Origin of the sequence: Psychromonas algicola (genome assembly GCF_004378355.1) — a bacterium.
GTDB lineage: Bacteria > Pseudomonadota > Gammaproteobacteria > Enterobacterales > Psychromonadaceae > Psychromonas.
Genome location: NZ_SNUB01000025.1, coordinates 37,037 through 54,147 on the forward strand (window position 1 = coordinate 37,037; position 17,111 = coordinate 54,147).

General features: G+C 38.1%; 17 protein-coding genes and 3 tRNA genes. 19 read left to right on the forward strand and 1 reads right to left on the reverse strand.

Going from position 1 to position 17,111, the window contains the following annotated elements:
• The first annotated feature begins 36 nt into the window (after positions 1–36).
• Both E2R67_RS12265 and greA read left to right on the forward strand, forming a co-directional pair.
• Positions 37–822 carry a TatD family hydrolase gene (locus E2R67_RS12265; protein WP_134291250.1) on the forward strand — a complete coding sequence of 262 codons (786 nt, stop codon included), beginning with the start codon at positions 37–39 and terminating at the stop codon, positions 820–822.
• Between the two features lie 75 nt (positions 823–897).
• Positions 898–1,377, forward strand: coding sequence for a transcription elongation factor GreA (greA, locus tag E2R67_RS12270; RefSeq protein ID WP_134291251.1), 480 nt, complete (start codon positions 898–900; stop codon positions 1,375–1,377).
• A 66-nt stretch (positions 1,378–1,443) separates the two neighbouring features.
• Here the strand turns inward: greA and yhbY are convergent, their stop codons facing one another.
• Complete coding sequence (gene yhbY, locus E2R67_RS12275) at positions 1,444–1,740, reverse strand: ribosome assembly RNA-binding protein YhbY (RefSeq protein ID WP_134291252.1); 297 nt, start codon at positions 1,738–1,740, stop codon at positions 1,444–1,446.
• A gap of 111 nt (positions 1,741–1,851) precedes the next feature.
• Between yhbY and rlmE the strand changes: the two genes are divergently transcribed.
• The 17 genes from rlmE to E2R67_RS16780 all read left to right on the forward strand — a co-directional run bounded on the left by rlmE (position 1,852) and on the right by E2R67_RS16780 (position 16,776).
• Positions 1,852–2,505, forward strand: coding sequence for a 23S rRNA (uridine(2552)-2'-O)-methyltransferase RlmE (gene rlmE / locus E2R67_RS12280; RefSeq protein ID WP_134291253.1), 654 nt, complete (start codon positions 1,852–1,854; stop codon positions 2,503–2,505).
• A gap of 52 nt (positions 2,506–2,557) precedes the next feature.
• Positions 2,558–4,510, forward strand: coding sequence for an ATP-dependent zinc metalloprotease FtsH (ftsH, locus tag E2R67_RS12285; protein ID WP_243837012.1), 1,953 nt, complete (start codon positions 2,558–2,560; stop codon positions 4,508–4,510).
• A 123-nt stretch (positions 4,511–4,633) separates the two neighbouring features.
• A complete protein-coding gene (folP, locus tag E2R67_RS12290) occupies positions 4,634–5,464 on the forward strand; it encodes a dihydropteroate synthase (RefSeq protein ID WP_134291254.1) in 831 nt (276 codons plus the stop codon).
• Positions 5,465–5,495: 31 nt separating this feature from the next.
• A complete protein-coding gene (gene glmM / locus E2R67_RS12295) occupies positions 5,496–6,827 on the forward strand; it encodes a phosphoglucosamine mutase (RefSeq protein ID WP_134291255.1) in 1,332 nt (443 codons plus the stop codon).
• A 198-nt stretch (positions 6,828–7,025) separates the two neighbouring features.
• Entirely contained in the window at positions 7,026–7,349 is a 324-nt protein-coding gene (gene secG, locus E2R67_RS12300; RefSeq protein ID WP_134291256.1) for a preprotein translocase subunit SecG, read from the forward strand.
• Between the two features lie 8 nt (positions 7,350–7,357).
• Positions 7,358–7,442, forward strand: a tRNA-Leu gene (locus E2R67_RS12305).
• Positions 7,443–7,737: 295 nt separating this feature from the next.
• Positions 7,738–7,828 (forward strand) — tRNA-OTHER (locus E2R67_RS16660).
• 248 nt (positions 7,829–8,076) lie between these two features.
• Positions 8,077–8,153: transfer RNA gene (locus E2R67_RS12310), tRNA-Met, on the forward strand.
• Between the two features lie 375 nt (positions 8,154–8,528).
• A complete protein-coding gene (gene rimP / locus E2R67_RS12315) occupies positions 8,529–8,987 on the forward strand; it encodes a ribosome maturation factor RimP (RefSeq protein WP_134291257.1) in 459 nt (152 codons plus the stop codon).
• A gap of 14 nt (positions 8,988–9,001) precedes the next feature.
• Positions 9,002–10,501 (forward strand): transcription termination factor NusA, encoded by a 1,500-nt coding sequence (gene nusA / locus E2R67_RS12320; RefSeq protein ID WP_134291258.1) that lies wholly within the window; start codon positions 9,002–9,004, stop codon positions 10,499–10,501.
• 25 nt (positions 10,502–10,526) lie between these two features.
• The gene (gene infB, locus E2R67_RS12325; protein WP_134291259.1) at positions 10,527–13,172 is read left to right on the forward strand and encodes a translation initiation factor IF-2; all 2,646 of its coding nucleotides are present in this window, start codon (positions 10,527–10,529) and stop codon (positions 13,170–13,172) included.
• Between the two features lie 91 nt (positions 13,173–13,263).
• Entirely contained in the window at positions 13,264–13,686 is a 423-nt protein-coding gene (rbfA, locus tag E2R67_RS12330) for a 30S ribosome-binding factor RbfA (RefSeq protein ID WP_134291260.1), read from the forward strand.
• A complete protein-coding gene (truB, locus tag E2R67_RS12335; RefSeq protein ID WP_134291261.1) occupies positions 13,686–14,633 on the forward strand; it encodes a tRNA pseudouridine(55) synthase TruB in 948 nt (315 codons plus the stop codon). Before rbfA ends, truB begins: the two co-directional genes overlap by 1 nt.
• Before the next feature lie 43 nt (positions 14,634–14,676).
• Complete coding sequence (locus E2R67_RS12340; protein WP_134291262.1) at positions 14,677–14,886, forward strand: hypothetical protein; 210 nt, start codon at positions 14,677–14,679, stop codon at positions 14,884–14,886.
• 21 nt (positions 14,887–14,907) lie between these two features.
• Positions 14,908–15,510, forward strand: a complete 603-nt coding sequence (locus E2R67_RS12345) for a protein-disulfide isomerase (RefSeq protein WP_134291263.1) — start codon at positions 14,908–14,910, stop codon at positions 15,508–15,510.
• Between the two features lie 210 nt (positions 15,511–15,720).
• A complete protein-coding gene (locus E2R67_RS16775) occupies positions 15,721–16,236 on the forward strand; it encodes a transposase (protein ID WP_208379525.1) in 516 nt (171 codons plus the stop codon).
• A gap of 87 nt (positions 16,237–16,323) precedes the next feature.
• Positions 16,324–16,776, forward strand: coding sequence for a hypothetical protein (locus E2R67_RS16780; protein ID WP_208379526.1), 453 nt, complete (start codon positions 16,324–16,326; stop codon positions 16,774–16,776).
• The last annotated feature ends 335 nt before the right edge of the window (positions 16,777–17,111 follow it).

Below are 17,111 nucleotides of genomic sequence, written 5' to 3' on the forward strand. Positions count from 1 at the left end.
ATACCTGTTGTATTAGTTTACTTTAAAAGGTGAGATATGTTTGTTGATAGCCATTGCCATCTGAATTTCGATTGTTTTAAAGCTGAGCGTGCTTCATTAATGCAGCAACTTGCCGAAGTGAAAATCAACCAAGTGATTGTTCCCGGGACAGATAAAAGTCGTTGGCCTGAGATCATTAAATTAGCGGCTGACTATAAGAATATCTATTTTGCATTAGGTATTCATCCTCATTTCTTAAACACTTTTGAGGACGCAGATCTATTATTGTTAACTTCTTTATTGGTTGAAACGCTGGCCAGTGAAAATAATAAGTGTGTCGCGTTAGGAGAAATTGGTTTAGATAAATTGATAGATACCGCGCCAGCGCTCCAAGAAAAAGTATTTTTAGCACAACTTGCCATTGCGGAGTCTTTGAAATTACCAGTTATTCTGCATGTAGTGAAAACTCAATCTCGAGTATTAGCTTTACTAAAACAAGCTAAGTTTAGTTACGGTGGTGTTTATCATGCATTTTCTGGTAGTGAAGAAATCGCTAAAGAGTTTATTAAGCTAGGCTTTAAACTAGGTATTGGTGGAGTGATCACTCATCCTAGCGCACAAAAAACAAAAGCGACATTAAGTCAATTACCGCTTAGTAGTTTAGTTTTAGAAACAGATGCGCCTGATATGCCTATTTATCAACAATCAAGCTCACATAACTCACCGTTAAATCTTATTTCAATCTATCAATCATTGTGTAATTTAAGGCGCGAAACGCCATTGGCTGTACAACGACAGCTATATCTCAATACACAAAGCATTTTTCCTATAATCAATGACTAACTTAGTTAATTAGCGTAAAATAGCTGCCTTTCTAAATACAGTTAATGAAAAACAGACAGAATAAGGTGATTGTTAATGACTCAATATCCAATGACAGCAAAAGGCGCTAATATTTTACGTGCTGAACTAGAAGAGCTAAAAACTGTCAAACGTCCAGAAATAGTACATGCTATTGCTGAAGCTCGTGAACATGGTGATTTAAAAGAGAATGCGGAATACCATGCTGCTCGTGAGCAACAAGGGTTTTGTGAAGGACGTATTCAAGACATTGAAGCTAAATTATCTAATGCTCAAATTATCGATGTAAGCAAAATAGCTAATAACGGCAAAGTTATTTTCGGATCGACAGTGACGATTCTTAATGTAGAAACAGACGAAGAAGTGACTTATCAAATTGTAGGCGATGATGAGTCTGATATTAAAAAGAATCTAATTTCAATTAACTCTCCTATTGCACGTGGTTTAATAGGTAAAAGTTTAGATGATGAAATTTCAATTACAACGCCGGGCGGTGTGATTGATTATGAAATCATTAAAGTTGAATATATTGCTTAGCAATAAATGACAGATAATAAAAAGCCCAGAGTTACTGGGCTTTTTATTATAATAGAGGTTAGCCGTTTATTTACGCGGTAATTCTATTTTCTTTTCTTCACTTTGACGATATAAAACAACGATATGGCCAATTTTTGCAAGTACTAGAGACTCAGTCTCACGTGCAATTGCATCAATAATAAGTTGCTTTGTTTCTCGGTCGTCAGTCGCTACTTTGACTTTAATGAGTTCATGGTGGCTGATAGCATTTTCTATTTCAGCTAAGACGCCTTCGGTTAAGCCATTTTGGCCTAATAGTACAACTGGGTTTAGTTTATGAGCTAAACCTTTTAAAAACTTTTTCTGTGTGTTTGATAAATTCATGCAAATTTCTTTCATTAAGGGTTGAAAACAGTTCATTCTACCCTTAAATATTAACCTTTACTATTTAGATTAGTATTTATCCTAATTATTCATTCGCTCAAGGAAGTAATTGTGGCAAAAGCAGACAGTACAAATCGTCTTAAAAAGAGTGCATCAGGCAGTTCAAAAAGATGGATGCATGAACATGTAAATGATTTTTATGTGAAAGAAGCGAATAAACAAGGCTTACGTTCACGCGCTGTTTTTAAATTAGACGAAATAAATGGCAAGGATAAATTGATCCGCTCTGGTATGACTGTTGTTGATTTAGGCGCTGCTCCTGGAAGTTGGTCACAATGGGCGGTTGATAAAGTAGGGCTTAAAGGTAAAGTAATAGCTTGTGATATTTTACCAATGGATTCTATTGCTGGTGTTGACTTTTTGCAGGGCGATTTCCGCGAAGAAGTGGTCTTAAATGCTTTGTTGGAACGTATTGGAGATAATAAGGTTGATGTTGTCTTATCAGATATGGCTCCAAATATGAGTGGTAACGCAGGAATTGATCAGCCTAAATCTATGTATTTAGTTGAGCTTGCATTAGAAATGTGTCGAGATGTTTTAGTCAAAGACGGCAGTTTTATTGTTAAAGTATTTATGGGGGCTGAATATGAGTCCTATATCAACGAAATACGAAAATTATTTAAATCTGTAAAAACACGGAAACCAGATTCTTCTAGAGCGAGATCTCGAGAAGTTTATTTAGTGGCGACGGGTTTTAAACTGTAGTAATCTGAATTACTATTATTATTCTTTTCATTTTTAACATGAGGTTTACATCTTGAACGATATGGCAAAAAACCTGATATTGTGGTTAGTCATCGCAGTAGTCTTAATGTCTTTATTCCAAGGATTTGGAACAGACGACAGTAAAAATTCACAAATTGACTACACGACTTTTAATAAAGAAGTAAGCCAAGGGCAAATTCAGCAAGTACAGATCAATGGCCAAGAAATTAAAGGGTTAAAAAGTAATCAAACTCCTTTCATTACTTATATTCCAGCTCCTGATCTTGATTTAATGAATTACCTTATTAAAAATGATGTAAAAGTTGAAGGAACACCACCAGAAGAAACAAGCTTCTTAGCTTCTATCTTTGTTTCATGGTTCCCAATGTTGCTCTTAATTGGTGTTTGGATCTTCTTTATGCGCAACATGCAAGGTGGCGGTAAAGGGGGCGCGATGTCGTTTGGTAAAAGTAAAGCCAAATTGATGAGCGAAGACCAAATTAAAACAATGTTTGCTGACGTTGCAGGTTGTGATGAAGCAAAAGAAGACGTTGTTGAACTTGTTGAATACTTAAAAGACTCAACAAAATTTCAAAAATTAGGTGGACGTATTCCTACTGGTGTTTTATTAGTAGGTCCTCCTGGAACAGGTAAAACGTTATTAGCAAAAGCGATTGCTGGTGAAGCTAAAGTACCTTTCTTTTCAATCTCTGGTTCTGATTTTGTTGAAATGTTCGTGGGGGTTGGTGCTTCTCGTGTGCGTGATATGTTTGAACAAGCTAAAAAATCAGCGCCTTGTATTATCTTTATCGATGAAATCGATGCTGTTGGTCGCCAACGTGGTGCAGGCATGGGCGGCGGTAATGATGAGCGCGAACAAACATTAAACCAAATGTTAGTTGAAATGGATGGTTTCGAAGGTAATGAAGGAATAATCGTTGTTGCCGCAACTAACCGTCCTGACGTGCTCGATGCTGCATTATTACGTCCTGGGCGTTTTGACCGTCAAGTAGTTGTTGGTTTACCAGACGTACGTGGTCGAGAGCAAATTTTAAAAGTACATATGCGTAAGATTCCTCTGGATGACAGTGTTAAAGCAAGTGTATTAGCGCGAGGAACACCTGGTTTTTCTGGTGCAGATTTAGCTAACCTTGTAAATGAAGCTGCTTTATTTGCTGCGCGTGGTAACAAACGTACGGTTTCTAAAGAAGATTTTGAGCAAGCGCGAGATAAAATCCTAATGGGCTCTGAACGCCGTAGCTTAGTGATGACGGATAAAGATAAAGAGTCAACGGCTTATCATGAAGCAGGTCATGCAATTGTTGCTAAATTAGTACCGCAGCATCATCCTATTCATAAAGTGACCATTATTCCACGCGGTCGAGCATTAGGTGTGACTCAATTTTTACCTGAAGGCGATCAAATTTCACAAAATAAAGATGAGTTAGAAAGTAGTATTTCTGTGGCTTACGGTGGTCGTATTGCTGAAGAACTTATTTATGGCGCACAAAAAGTGTCAACAGGTGCTTCTCAAGATATCAAACAAGCTTCTGCTATTGCACGTGCTATGGTAACAGAATGGGGATTCTCTGAAAAATTAGGCCCAATTCTATTAACTGGTGAGCAAGGTAGTTTACGTTCTAATGTCGTTTCTCATGAAACGGGTAAAATCATTGATGATGAAGTTAAAGCTTTCATTGATGCTAACTACAAACGTGCTTATAAGTTGCTAACAGATAATATTGATATTCTGCATGCGATGAAAGAAGCTTTAATGAAATACGAAACGATTGATTCTGACCAAGTAGATGATTTAATGGCGCGTGTTACTGTTCGTCCACCTGCAGATTGGGAAGATGAAAAAGAAACTGAATCAGTTAAAGCCGAAGTAAAAGAAGAAGCGACAGAGGCCGTTAAAGATGAAGCCCCTGAAAACGTTGATTCAGAAAGCGCAACTGAAGAAAAAAAAGATGATGTTGAAGAAAAGACTGATAGCGAAAAATAAAGCTTATTTCTATTCTTAACAATAAAAAAACCTAAGCTTGCTTAGGTTTTTTTTCAACATTAATAACAATTCTATAATAATGCGCTTAAGCCGTATTGTTATGATTAAATTTAAGCATTGCTCATGATTTTAACCAGTGGTAGTAAAACCCTCGATTTAACAACGCCTCATATTATGGGGATTTTAAACGTGACGCCTGATTCATTCTCTGATGGTGGTCATTTTGCAAATATTGACAATGCAGTCAAACATGCTCATAAAATGGTAGAGCAGGGCGCTTCTATTATTGATATTGGTGGTGAATCAACAAGACCGGGCGCATGCGATGTTTTGTTAGATGAAGAGCTCAATAGAGTCTTACCTGTTATTGAACGTCTGAAGCAGGAATTAGGTTGTTGGGTTTCTATTGATACAAGTAAAGCTAAAGTCATGACAGCAGCGGTTAAAGCGGGTGCTGATATTATTAACGATGTACGCGCTTTACAGGAAGAAGGGGCTTTGCAAGCTGCCGTTGATGCAAATGTGCCAGTTTGTTTGATGCATATGCAAGGTCAACCAAGAAGCATGCAAACCGCACCAGATTACAAAAATGTCATTGGTGAAGTTAGAGCTTTCTTAGAACAAAGAGCTGAACAATGTATAAAAGCGGGTATTAAACCAACTAATATTATTCTTGATTTAGGGTTTGGTTTTGGTAAATCTTTACAACATAATTTTGATTTGTTAAATGCCACTAAAGAATTTATGACTTTAGGTTATCCTGTACTAACAGGTGTTTCTAGAAAATCAATGTTTGGTCAATTGCTAAATCGTGATATAAATGATCGCCTAGCTGGAAGTCTTGCTGGCGCAATGATTGCCATGCAGCAAGGTTCTAAAATTATTCGTGTTCATGATGTCGCAGAAACAGTCGATGTGATGAAAGTATTACAGCAAGTAAATACCTTCAAATAACTATTGGTATTACTGATTATAAGAGTTCCCCATGATTAAAAAATATTTTGGTACTGATGGCATTCGCGGCAAAGTTGGTGCGTCATTAATTACTCCTGAATTTGCATTAAAATTAGGTTGGGCTGCCGGACGCGTATTAGCTAAAGCAGGTAAGAAAAAAGTATTAATTGGTAAAGATCCTCGTATTTCTGGTTATATGTTAGAGGCTGCACTTCAAGCAGGGTTAACTTCTGCTGGTGTCATTCCTGTATTAATGGGGCCAATGCCAACGCCTGCTATTGCATATTTAACACATACTTTCCGAGCTACGGCAGGTATTGTGATCAGTGCATCGCATAACCCATATGATGATAACGGCATTAAATTTTTCTCTGATGAAGGGGTTAAATTATCAGAAGAAGTTGAGTTATTGATTGAAGCTGAAATTGATAAAGAGTTGCAGTGTGTTGCTAGTAGTGAAATGGGGAAAGCTTATCGAATTAATGATGCTGCTGGTCGTTATATTGAATTTTGTAAAAGTACATTCCCATCAGATTATCATTTAAGCGGTTTAAAAATTGTAGTTGATTGTGCCAACGGCGCGACTTACCACATTGCTCCGCTCGTTATTAGTGAATTAGGTGCACAAGTTATTCCGATGGGAGTCTCTCCAAATGGGGTTAACATCAATTTAAATTGTGGAGCAACGAGTATGCAAGCCATTTCAGAACGAGTTGTGGCTGAAAAAGCAGATTTTGGTATTGCCTTCGATGGTGATGGCGACCGAGTAATGATGGTCGATCATACTGGTTATGTACTTGATGGCGATGAACTGCTGTATATTATTGCGCGTGACAGGTTACTTAAAGGTAAGTTACAAGGTGGTGCCGTGGGCACTAAAATGTCTAACCTGGGTTTAGAGCAAGCATTAAAAGAATTAGGCATCCCATTTGCTCGTTCTGATGTTGGTGACCGCCATGTCATGGAATTAATGAAAAAGAACGGTTGGTGTATTGGCGCTGAAAACTCAGGACATGTAATTTGTCGTGATTATCTAGAAACAGGTGATGGCATTGTTTCTGGTTTACAAGTAATGAGTGCGATGCAAAGTAGCCGTATGAATCTTTATGACCTACGACAAGGTATGCGTAAATACCCACAAATTCTTGAGAGTGTTCGATATAATAATCAAATTGATCCATTACAAGATAAAGATGTACTTGATGAACTTGCTAGAATTGAAGGTATTTTGGGCGATCGTGGTCGAGTGTTATTACGAAAATCTGGTACTGAACCAGTATTCCGAGTGATGGTTGAGGCTGATGAAAGTGAAGAAAAAGTAATTGCCTATGCAAAATCATTAGCGAGCAAAGTAAAAGTTTAATCGGTATTTTTAAAATAATTCAATTTGCATAATAGTTTCAGTTAGTTGATTGTTTTTTATTCAGTTTAATAGTGAACTTAGGTTCACTTTGAATTTGTATCAATATTTACTTGTGATCCGCACTAGCATTGGGTAGTATTCGTCCGCTTCTTTGTGGGAGCACAGGAAGTTTTATTAAGATAAATTAGGTATAAATATATGTATGAGATGCTGTTAGTTGTTTATTTAATTGTTTCAATTATTTTAGTTGGTTTTGTTTTAATCCAACAAGGTAAAGGAGCTGGTATGGGCGCTTCATTTGGCTCAGGTGCTTCTAACACTGTATTTGGTGCAGGTGGTTCTGGTAACTTCATGACACGTACTACAGGTATCTTAGCAACATTGTTTTTTGTATTAAGCCTAGTGTTAGGTAATCTTTCTACTAAACATGTTTCAGTAAATGAAGAGTTTTCTGACTTGTCTATTGAGCAAGTTACTGAACAACCTGTTGAAGTGGATACCTCTACACAAATTCCTGAGTAATATTTTTAGCGGATATGGTGGAATTGGTAGACACGCAGCCTTGAGGGGGCTGTGGCTTAGGCCGTGAGAGTTCAAGTCTCTCTATCCGCACCAAATTTTAGTTTTTTGATTGCGAAAATATTACAGTTTATATATAATATGCGCGTTCTTAAGATGGTGAACAAAGATTTTAGTTTTAATGTTAGTTATTAACTTAACATTGAAACAAAGCAGTACAGTCGCGAGATGGAGCAGCTTGATAAAGTAAATCGTCGGGCTCTTTCTTGTAAATAAAAGGCGAAGGTCGTAGGTTCAAATCCTGCCTTCGCAACAAGTGCTTAGCACTTAGAATAAAAATTTTAGTTTTAATGTTAGTTATTAACTTAACATTGAAACAATGTAGTACAGTCGCGAGATGGAGCTGCTTGATAAAGTAAATCGTCGGGCTCTTTCTTGTAAATAAAAGGCGAAGTTCGTAGGTTTAAATCCTGCTCTCGCAACAAGTGCTTTGCACTTAACAATAAAAATTTAGTTTTAATGTTAGTTATTAATTTAACATTGAAACAAAGCAGTACAGTCGCGAGATGGAGCCGCTTGGTAAAGTAAATCGTTGGGCTCTTTCTTGTAAATAAAAGGCGAAGGTCGTAGGTTCAAATCCTGCTTTCGCAAGAAGTGCTTGGCACTTAGGAATAAAGTTTTTAGTTTTAATGTTAGTTATTAACTTAACATTGAAATAATGCAGTACAGTCGCGAGATGGAGCAGCTTGGTAGCTCGTCGGGCTCATAACCCGAAGGTCGTAGGTTCAAATCCTGCTCTCGCAACCACATTATGTTTATTGATGGAGCCTTTAGCTCATCGGACTCAGCCCTTAATAAACAGGCGAAGGTCGGAAGTTTTTTAATCCTGATCTCGCAACCACTTTTATAAAGCAATGATTAATTGTTTTATAGGTAAGTTTAAGAGATAGAAGTTTATCTCCTTACCACATTCGATATTGTAGTTTCCAATCGCAATATCTTGTTTGATTTGATCAAGCAAAACGAATGAAGCTCCAATTTATTGGGGCTTTTTTGTTTTTTGCGTATTTGAATTTGTAATCCAAATACGTTTACTGACTACTTATTTTTATGAAAAATAAACATAAGTGGTTAAATAAATAGGGCTATATGCCCTTTTTTTGTTTCTGAAAGGGGATAGATTTGGCAAGTTTAGAAGAGCGTTTAACGGAAATGTTAGCGCCAAGTGTGGAAGATCTTGGCTATGAATTAGTGGGTGTCGAATACGTGAGAGCAGGTAAACATTCTACCTTACGTGTTTATATCGACCAAGAAGCGGGTATTCTCGTTGAAGATTGTGCAGCGGTAAGCCGCCAAGTTAGTGCAATCATGGATGTTGAAGATCCTATTACTAATGAGTACACACTTGAAGTGTCATCGCCAGGTTTAGAAAGACCATTATTTAATGCAGCACAATACGCAGCATTTATAGGCGAAGAAGTAAAAGTACAGTTGCGTATGCCGATTCAAAATCGACGCAGATGGAAAGGTGTCATCAGCAGTGTTGATGGTGAAATTATCTCTATTGCTGTAGAGGGTAAAGAAGAGCGCTTTGCGCTGAGTAATATCCAAAAAGCGAACATAGTTCCAAAATTTGATTAATTAAGGCGATTAAAATGAATAATAAAGAAATTTTATTGGTTGTTGAAGCTGTTTCAAATGAGAAAGGCTTACCGAGAGAAGCGATTTTTGAAGCATTAGAAAGTGCATTAGCGATTGCAACTAAGAAAAAATATGAATTAGAAATTGAAGTTCGTGTTGATATTGACCGTGAAACTGGTGATTTCGATACTTTCCGTCGTTGGTTAGTACTAGAAAGTGAAGCAGAGATGGAAAATCCTGCAAAAGAAATGACATTTGAAGCTGCGCAATACGATAGCCCTGAAATCCAAGTGGGTGAATATATTGAAGACGAAATTGACTCTGTTACTTTTGACCGTATTACGACACAAACTGCAAAACAAGTTATCGTACAAAAAGTACGTGAAGCTGAGCGTGCACAAGTTGTTGCACAATATGCAGAAAAAGAAGGCGAGTTAATTACTGGTGTGGTTAAACGCATGACGCGCGATAGTATTTTATTAGATCTTGGTAATAATGCTGAAGCGGTTATTTTTCGTGATGAAATGTTACCACGTGAAAACTTCCGTCCAGGTGACCGTTTACGTGGTTTATTGTTTGCTGTTCGTCCTGAAGCGCGCGGTGCACAATTATTTATGACACGTACACAACCAGAAGTATTAATTGAATTATTCAGATTAGAAGTGCCAGAAATCGCTGAAGAAATGATTGATTTAATGGGCGCAGCTCGCGATCCTGGTTCACGTGCAAAAATTGCAGTGAAAACTAACGACCAACGTATCGATCCAATTGGTGCTTGTGTTGGTATGCGTGGTGCACGTGTTCAAGCCGTATCTAATGAATTAGGCGGTGAGCGTGTAGATATCATTCTATGGGATGAAAACCCTGCGCAATTTGCAATTAATGCGATGGCGCCAGCTGAAGTTGCTTCAATTGTTGTTGATGAAGACACACACAGCATGGATATCGCAGTAGAAGAAGAAAACTTAGCACAAGCAATTGGCCGTAATGGTCAAAACATTCGCTTAGCATCTCAACTAACTGGTTGGGAACTAAATGTGATGACTGTTGCCGAGTTACAGAGTAAGCATCAAGCTGAAGCTGAAAATGTTATTTCAACATTTACCGCAGCTTTAGATATTGATGAAGACTTTGCTGGTGTATTAGTTGATGAAGGATTTACTTCATTAGAAGAGATTGCTTATGTTCCTGCTGAGGAATTATTAGCAATAGAAGGCTTCGATGAAGAAATGGTCGAAGAGTTACGTACTCGCGCGAAAGATGTATTAGCAACTAAAGCGCTTGCAGAAGAAGAGAGCTTAGAAGGTGCGAAACCAGCTGATGATTTATTAGCACTTGAAGGCTTAGAAACACACCTTGCATTTGTACTTGCAAGTAAAGGTGTTGTTACTTTAGAAGATTTAGCTGAACAAGCTGTTGATGATCTACTAGAGATTGAGAAGTTAGACGCAGATAAAGCGGCAGAGTTAATCATGGCTGCACGTAATATTTGTTGGTTTAGCGAAGAAGCTTAATATCGTCAGTATGGAGAAATAAATAATGTCAGAAATTCTATTAAAAGACCTCGCTAAAGATTTAAATAAATCTGAAGAAGCGTTAGTAAAACAGTTTGCCGATGCCGGTATTACTAAAAAAGCAGACGATAAAGTAAGTGTTGAAGAAAAAGAAAAATTAACTACTTATTTGCAAAAACAGCACGGTGGTGCGCAGAAAAAGAAAATGACTTTACAACGTAAAACTAAAACAACGTTGAATGTAAAAGGTCAATCAAACGCAGTCAATGTTGAAGTACGTAAAAAACGTACTTTCGTTAAACGCAGCGATGAAGAGCTTCAAGCTGAAAAAGAAGCAGAGCAAGCGCTTAAAGCTGCTGAAGAAGCTAAAATTCAAGCCGAATTAGATGCTAAAAAAGCACAAGCTGAAAAAGTACTAGCAGAGAAACTAGCTGCTAAGAAAGAAGCTGAAAGCAAAGCAAAAGCAGCGGCTGCAGCAAATAAACAAAAGCAAGCGGCAACTAAGTCGGTTAAAACTGAAGAACAGCTTCAGTTAGAAAAAGAACAAGCTGACCTACTTAAGAAAGCTGAAGCAGAAGCATTAGCGAAAGCAGAAAAAGATGCCGCAGAGCAAGCAGAACTGGCTAAAAAATTAGCTGAAGAAAATGCAGCTCGTTGGGCAAAAGAAGAAGCTGACCGTAAAGCATTAGAAGGTGCAGATTACCATGTAACTACATCGACAGAAGCGCGTGCAGCGGAAGATGCAGTTGATACAAAAGCTGAAGGCCCATCACATCGTAAGAAAAAGAAAAAAGCGCCAGCAGCAAAACCGCTTGAAACGGTTTATAACCGCCGTGGTAACAACCGTCGTGGTAAAAAAGGGGCTACAGCAACACCTTCAGCATTACAGCAAGCATTTGAAAAACCTGCGGCTAAAGTTGAGCGTGATGTTAAAATTGGCGAAACAATTTCAGTAGCAGAACTAGCGAACAAAATGGCTGTTAAAGCAACTGAAGTAATCAAAGTGATGATGAAAATGGGTGCTATGGCAACCATTAACCAAGTTATCGACCAAGAAACTGCTTCTATCGTTGCAGAAGAAATGGGCCACAAAGTTATTCTAACTAAAGAAAATGAGTTAGAAGAGTCAGTAATGGCAGAAGCACAACAAGGTGGTCAAAAAACATCTCGTGCACCTGTTGTAACTATCATGGGTCACGTTGACCACGGTAAAACATCATTACTTGATTACATTCGTCGTGCAAAAGTTGCAGATGGTGAAGCCGGTGGTATTACACAGCATATCGGTGCTTACCATGTTGAAACTGACAAAGGTATGATCTCGTTCTTAGATACACCGGGACATGCTGCGTTTACATCAATGCGTTCACGTGGTGCTAAAGCAACGGATATCGTTGTACTCGTTGTTGCTGCAGACGATGGCGTTATGCCACAAACAATTGAAGCGATTCAGCATGCTAAAGCGGCTGGCGTACCTTTAATGGTAGCAATCAATAAAATTGATAAAGAAGGTGCAGATTTTGACCGCGTTAAAACTGAGCTTTCACAGCATGACGTTATCTCAGAAGAATGGGGTGGTGAAAACATCTTCTCAATGGTATCTGCAAAAGTAGGTACAGGTGTTGATGAATTATTAGATAGCATTCTATTACAAGCTGAAATGTTAGATTTAGAAGCGGTATCAACAGGTCCTGCATCAGGTGTTGTTATTGAATCTCGTCTTGATAAAGGTCGTGGTCCAGTTGCTTCTATCCTAGTTCAGCAAGGTGAATTGAAACAAGGTGATATCGTACTTTGTGGCCTTGAATACGGACGTGTTCGTGCAATGCGCGATGAAAATGGTAAGCCAATTGAACTTGCTGGCCCATCTATTCCAGTAGAAGTGTTAGGTTTATCTGGTGTTCCACAAGCCGGTGATGAAGCGACTGTTGTTAAAGATGAGAAAAAAGCACGTGAAGTAGCATTATACCGTCAAGGTAAATTCCGTGATATTAAACTAGCTCGTCAACAGAAAGCGAAACTTGAAAACATGTTCTCTAACATGGAATCAGGCGATGTTTCTGAACTTAACTTAGTACTTAAAGCTGATGTTCAAGGTTCACTTGAAGCAATTTGTGAATCATTAAACAAACTATCTACAGATGAAGTTAAAGTTAACATCATTGGTCGTGGTGTTGGTGGTATTACTGAAACTGACGCATCATTAGCTTCTGCTTCTGGCGCAATCGTTATCGGCTTTAATGTTCGTGCAGACGCAACAGCACGTAAATTAATCGATAACGAAGCAGTTGAATTACGTTACTACAGCATCATATATGATCTAATTGACGAAGTTCGTGCCGCAATGAGTGGTTTATTAGCACCTGAGTTTAAACAAGAAATTACAGGTATTGCTGATGTACGTGAAGTATTTAAATCTCCTAAGATTGGCTTAATTGCTGGTTGTATGGTGACTGAAGGTACGATTAAACGTAATAACCCAATTCGTGTATTACGTGAAAACGTAGTGATTTACGAAGGTGTACTTGAGTCTCTACGTCGATTCAAAGATGATGCAAACGAAGTACGTAACGGTACAGAATGTGGTATCGGGGTTAAGAACTACAACGATGTGCGCGTAGGCGACCAAATCGAAGTATTTGAAACAATTGAAGTAAAACGTACTTTATAATTTCAAATTATAAATAATGATTAGAATGGGGGCTTTTGCCTCCATTCTTATTTGAAACAACACTTAAACGGTGTTGATTTAGGAGTGTCAAATGGCAAAAGAATATAGCCGTGCTTCTCGAGTTTCTCAGCAAGTACAAAAAGAACTTGCTCGAATCTTACAACAAGAAGTAAAAGATCCACGTATTGGTATGGTAACCATATCTGGTGTTGATATTACACGTGACCTTGCATATGCAACGGTTTACGTTACTTTCTTCACTGTGGGTGAGCAAACAAACGATGAATCATTAGAAGGCTTAAATGCTGCTTCTGGTTACATTCGTCGTTTATTGGGCAAAGCAATGAAATTACGCATTGTACCTGAAGTACGTTTCTGTTTTGATGAAACCTTAACAGAAGGTTTACGTATTTCAGAATTAGTAAGCGGTGCAGTAAAGAACGATAAAGTTAAACTTAAAGAAGCTGGTCGTGAAGAAGACGAACTAGAAGAAAGTGATGGAGAAGAAAAGTAATGGCAAAACGTGGAAAGGGTCGCCCGATCAATGGCATCGTACTATTAGATAAACCTACGGACATCAGTTCCAATCATGCATTACAACGTGTTAAACGTATTTTCTTCGCTAACAAAGCAGGTCATACCGGCGCTTTAGATCCACTGGCAACAGGTATGCTGCCAGTGTGTTTAGGAGAAGCAACTAAGTTTTCTCAATTTCTTTTAGATTCTGATAAGCGTTATACAGTGACAGCTACTCTTGGAGTGCGCACTGATACTAGCGATTCACAAGGCGATATTGTTTGTGAAAAGCCTGTTGCTGTAACACAAGAACAACTCGATGCTGCTTTAGATACTTTCCGTGGCGACATCATGCAAGTTCCTTCGATGTATTCAGCATTAAAATTTGAAGGAAAACCGCTTTACAAATATGCTCGAGAAGGCATCACGATTGATCGCCCTGCAAGGCCTATTACCGTGTATGAAATTAATCAATTACGCTTTGAAGGCAATGAAGTTGATTTAGATATTCATGTAAGCAAAGGCACTTATATCCGCACCATAGTCGATGATCTTGGCGAGTTATTAGGTTGCGGTGCACATGTTTCAATGCTTCGTCGTACTCAGGTTGCTGACTACCCTTATCAAAGAATGGTCACGATTGAAGATCTTGAAACGCTTATTGAACAAGCTAAAAGAGAAGACATTAGCCCTTACGATTTATTAGACCCTCTTTTACTAGACATGGATACAGCCGTTAAGAACTATCCTGAAGTCAATATCTCAGAAGAAATGGGCTCTTATGTGTTACACGGACAACCGGTTCAAGTGTTTGGCGCGCCAGATGATACGATTGTTAGAATAACAGTTGGAGACCAACGAACCTTTATTGGTGTAGGGCAAATGAATGATGATGGCTTAATCGCGCCTAAGCGGTTAGCTAATTTAGAGCCATCAGTTGTTTAACGCGACTTAATCCTATTCAATTAAAGATGTTGACCTATTAAAAATGACTAAAATAGATTTTTCTCAAATAAATAAAAGCACTGCAAAGTCCTTTAATCAGCAGCGCAATGTGATTAAGCTCCTTGCCAAAGGCAAAACGGTATTGTGTGAAGCATGTCAAGAACCGTTAACATTAACGGTAAAAAATGAAGATGAAAGCGGTGTGCAATGCCTAAAAGGGTGCACCCAAATTAATTTAGAACTCGATATATAAAGTATTGATAAGGTAAGTTTTATGAGCTCAGAATTATATTTTATTTACGACTCTCATTGCCCGTGGAGTTATGCTGCAACACCATTAGTGGTCGCATTAGATGAAGCCTTCCCTGAAATGGAAGTGAATGCTTGGCATTGCGCAAATTACGATGGTGGCAATAGTGTCGGCTTTAATACCATTAAAACGGTTGAAAAAATCAGTGGTGTTACTTTTTCACAGGAATACATTCGTTTTGCTGATAGCCCTAAAAACAGCATCATAAGTGCAAACCTTCTCACTTGGATTGCCACTAAACAGTCAGATAAATTATTACCTGTGTTGCAAGCAATACAATATGCTCACTTTGTTGAAGGCAATTCATTAGGTAAGAAAATTGATTTCAATGAATTGGCTGAAGATCTTAAGTTATCCATTCCAAACAAGGTCTTTAAAGAAGAACTAAGCAAAGATGCCACATTTACGCTTTCAGATATCAGTGATTTGCAAGAATTCATGGGGACTGCGGCTTTCCCGGCTTTATTGCTCGTACATAACGATAATGCAGTCTTATTGAATCATGCTGAGTATTTAAATGATGTAGAAGCACTCATTGCTGATGTAAATAAGCAATTAAAAGCTTAGCCTATTGTTCAGCTAAAGTGTTTTTTGCATTTTTCTTAAAAAGTAAACATAACCATACTGCTATTATTTAAGCTTTTAAAGGCTCTTTAATAGTGAGCCTTAATTATTAGGAAAGTAGAAAGTAGCGGACACCCATCAACTTTGAATTACTTTAAAACGTAAACTGCCTTTTAGAAATGCTTATTTTTTGCATTTAGGGGGTAGTTTGTTATGACTCAATCTCGCCAATCGTTAGCTGATACGCCATATTATCATTGTATTTCTCGTTGTGTTCGCCGCGCTTATTTATGTGGTGAAGATAAATATACAGAAAAATCATTTGAACATAGACGTCAGTGGGTCGTTGAGCGTGTGCATTACCTTGCTTCGCTGTTTAGCATTGATATTTGCGCTTATGCCATTATGTCTAATCACTATCATCTAGTGTTACATGTTAATGAAGCATTAAATGAAAATTTAAGTCATGAAGAAGTGTGCGAGCGCTGGTGTAAGCTCTATTCAAAACCTGTATTAGTTGAACGTTGGCAAGCAGAGCAAACAATATCAGAAGCAGAGAATAAAGCTGCATTGGCTATTATCGACAATTGGAGAAGTCGATTAGCGGATATATCATGGTTTATGCGCTGTTTAAACGAGTTCATAGCACGTAAAGCCAATAAAGAAGATGAGTGTTCAGGACGTTTATATTCGCCGCCATCCATGGCGCTCACCCTTCGGGCCAGCTAAAGCTGTTCTAATTTGTTCCCTGCAAATTAGTGGGAAGGTCGGTTTAAATCTCAAGCGCTATTAGACGAAGATGCTTTACTCACTTGTATGGCTTACGTCGATTTGAATCCAGTGCGTGCGAAAATGGCTGATAGTGTGGAAACGTCAGAATATACATCGGTTTATGAGCGTCTTCATGGTGTTGCTCAGCGAAAAGAAAAGCCACTAGAATATCATTTTACTAAAAAACCTTTATTTGGTTTCGTTGGTGATGAAAGTGAACAATCAACACAAGGCATTCCCTTTTCATTATTAGATTACATAGAGTTAGTTGATTGGAGTGGTCGCATAATTAGAGAAGATAAACGTGGTGCAATTTCAAGTCAGCGGCCTAGATTACTTTCCACGCTTGGATTAGACGATGATACTTGGTTATCACTAGCCAGTAGTTTTGGTAAAGATTATCACGGAGCAGTGGGCTCATTGGAAGCGTTAGCGACTTATGCAAGCAATACTGGTAAACGGTGGATAGCGAGTAAGAATCAATTACGACTGCATTAATTCGTGTGCTTTCCTATTCACAGCATCATCAATACAATCATTAGCTACCGCTAATATTTATCACATCTGAAAAAGCTATTATTTACCTGAAACTCCCACAAATTTATATTTTGCAAGGCCAAGTAAAGCTATTACCGTTATTACTTTTATTTTTCACTAACGAAAATAGCTTTTTTTTGGAGGTTTAAATTAATGGATGTCCAAGTTTACTTGATGGATGCTGAGATGGTCACTCCAAAACGGCATCGCAATGTGCCAAGATAGATAAGTATTCAGCAAATCAATCTAAATATGGAGTGACCAACATGAAATGTAGCGTAATTAGTATCGACTTA

Coding starts and splice junctions, on each gene's coding strand:
- E2R67_RS16775 (WP_208379525.1), top strand. CDS start 15,721: ATGACTCAATCTCGCCAATCGTTAGCTGATACGCCATATTATCATTGT.
- infB (WP_134291259.1), top strand. CDS start 10,527: ATGTCAGAAATTCTATTAAAAGACCTCGCTAAAGATTTAAATAAATCT.
- nusA (WP_134291258.1), top strand. CDS start 9,002: ATGAATAATAAAGAAATTTTATTGGTTGTTGAAGCTGTTTCAAATGAG.
- yhbY (WP_134291252.1), bottom strand. CDS start 1,740: ATGAATTTATCAAACACACAGAAAAAGTTTTTAAAAGGTTTAGCTCAT.
- folP (WP_134291254.1), top strand. CDS start 4,634: ATGATTTTAACCAGTGGTAGTAAAACCCTCGATTTAACAACGCCTCAT.
- E2R67_RS12265 (WP_134291250.1), top strand. CDS start 37: ATGTTTGTTGATAGCCATTGCCATCTGAATTTCGATTGTTTTAAAGCT.
- greA (WP_134291251.1), top strand. CDS start 898: ATGACTCAATATCCAATGACAGCAAAAGGCGCTAATATTTTACGTGCT.
- rbfA (WP_134291260.1), top strand. CDS start 13,264: ATGGCAAAAGAATATAGCCGTGCTTCTCGAGTTTCTCAGCAAGTACAA.
- secG (WP_134291256.1), top strand. CDS start 7,026: ATGTATGAGATGCTGTTAGTTGTTTATTTAATTGTTTCAATTATTTTA.
- glmM (WP_134291255.1), top strand. CDS start 5,496: ATGATTAAAAAATATTTTGGTACTGATGGCATTCGCGGCAAAGTTGGT.
- truB (WP_134291261.1), top strand. CDS start 13,686: ATGGCAAAACGTGGAAAGGGTCGCCCGATCAATGGCATCGTACTATTA.
- E2R67_RS12345 (WP_134291263.1), top strand. CDS start 14,908: ATGAGCTCAGAATTATATTTTATTTACGACTCTCATTGCCCGTGGAGT.
- E2R67_RS16780 (WP_208379526.1), top strand. CDS start 16,324: ATGGCTTACGTCGATTTGAATCCAGTGCGTGCGAAAATGGCTGATAGT.
- E2R67_RS12340 (WP_134291262.1), top strand. CDS start 14,677: ATGACTAAAATAGATTTTTCTCAAATAAATAAAAGCACTGCAAAGTCC.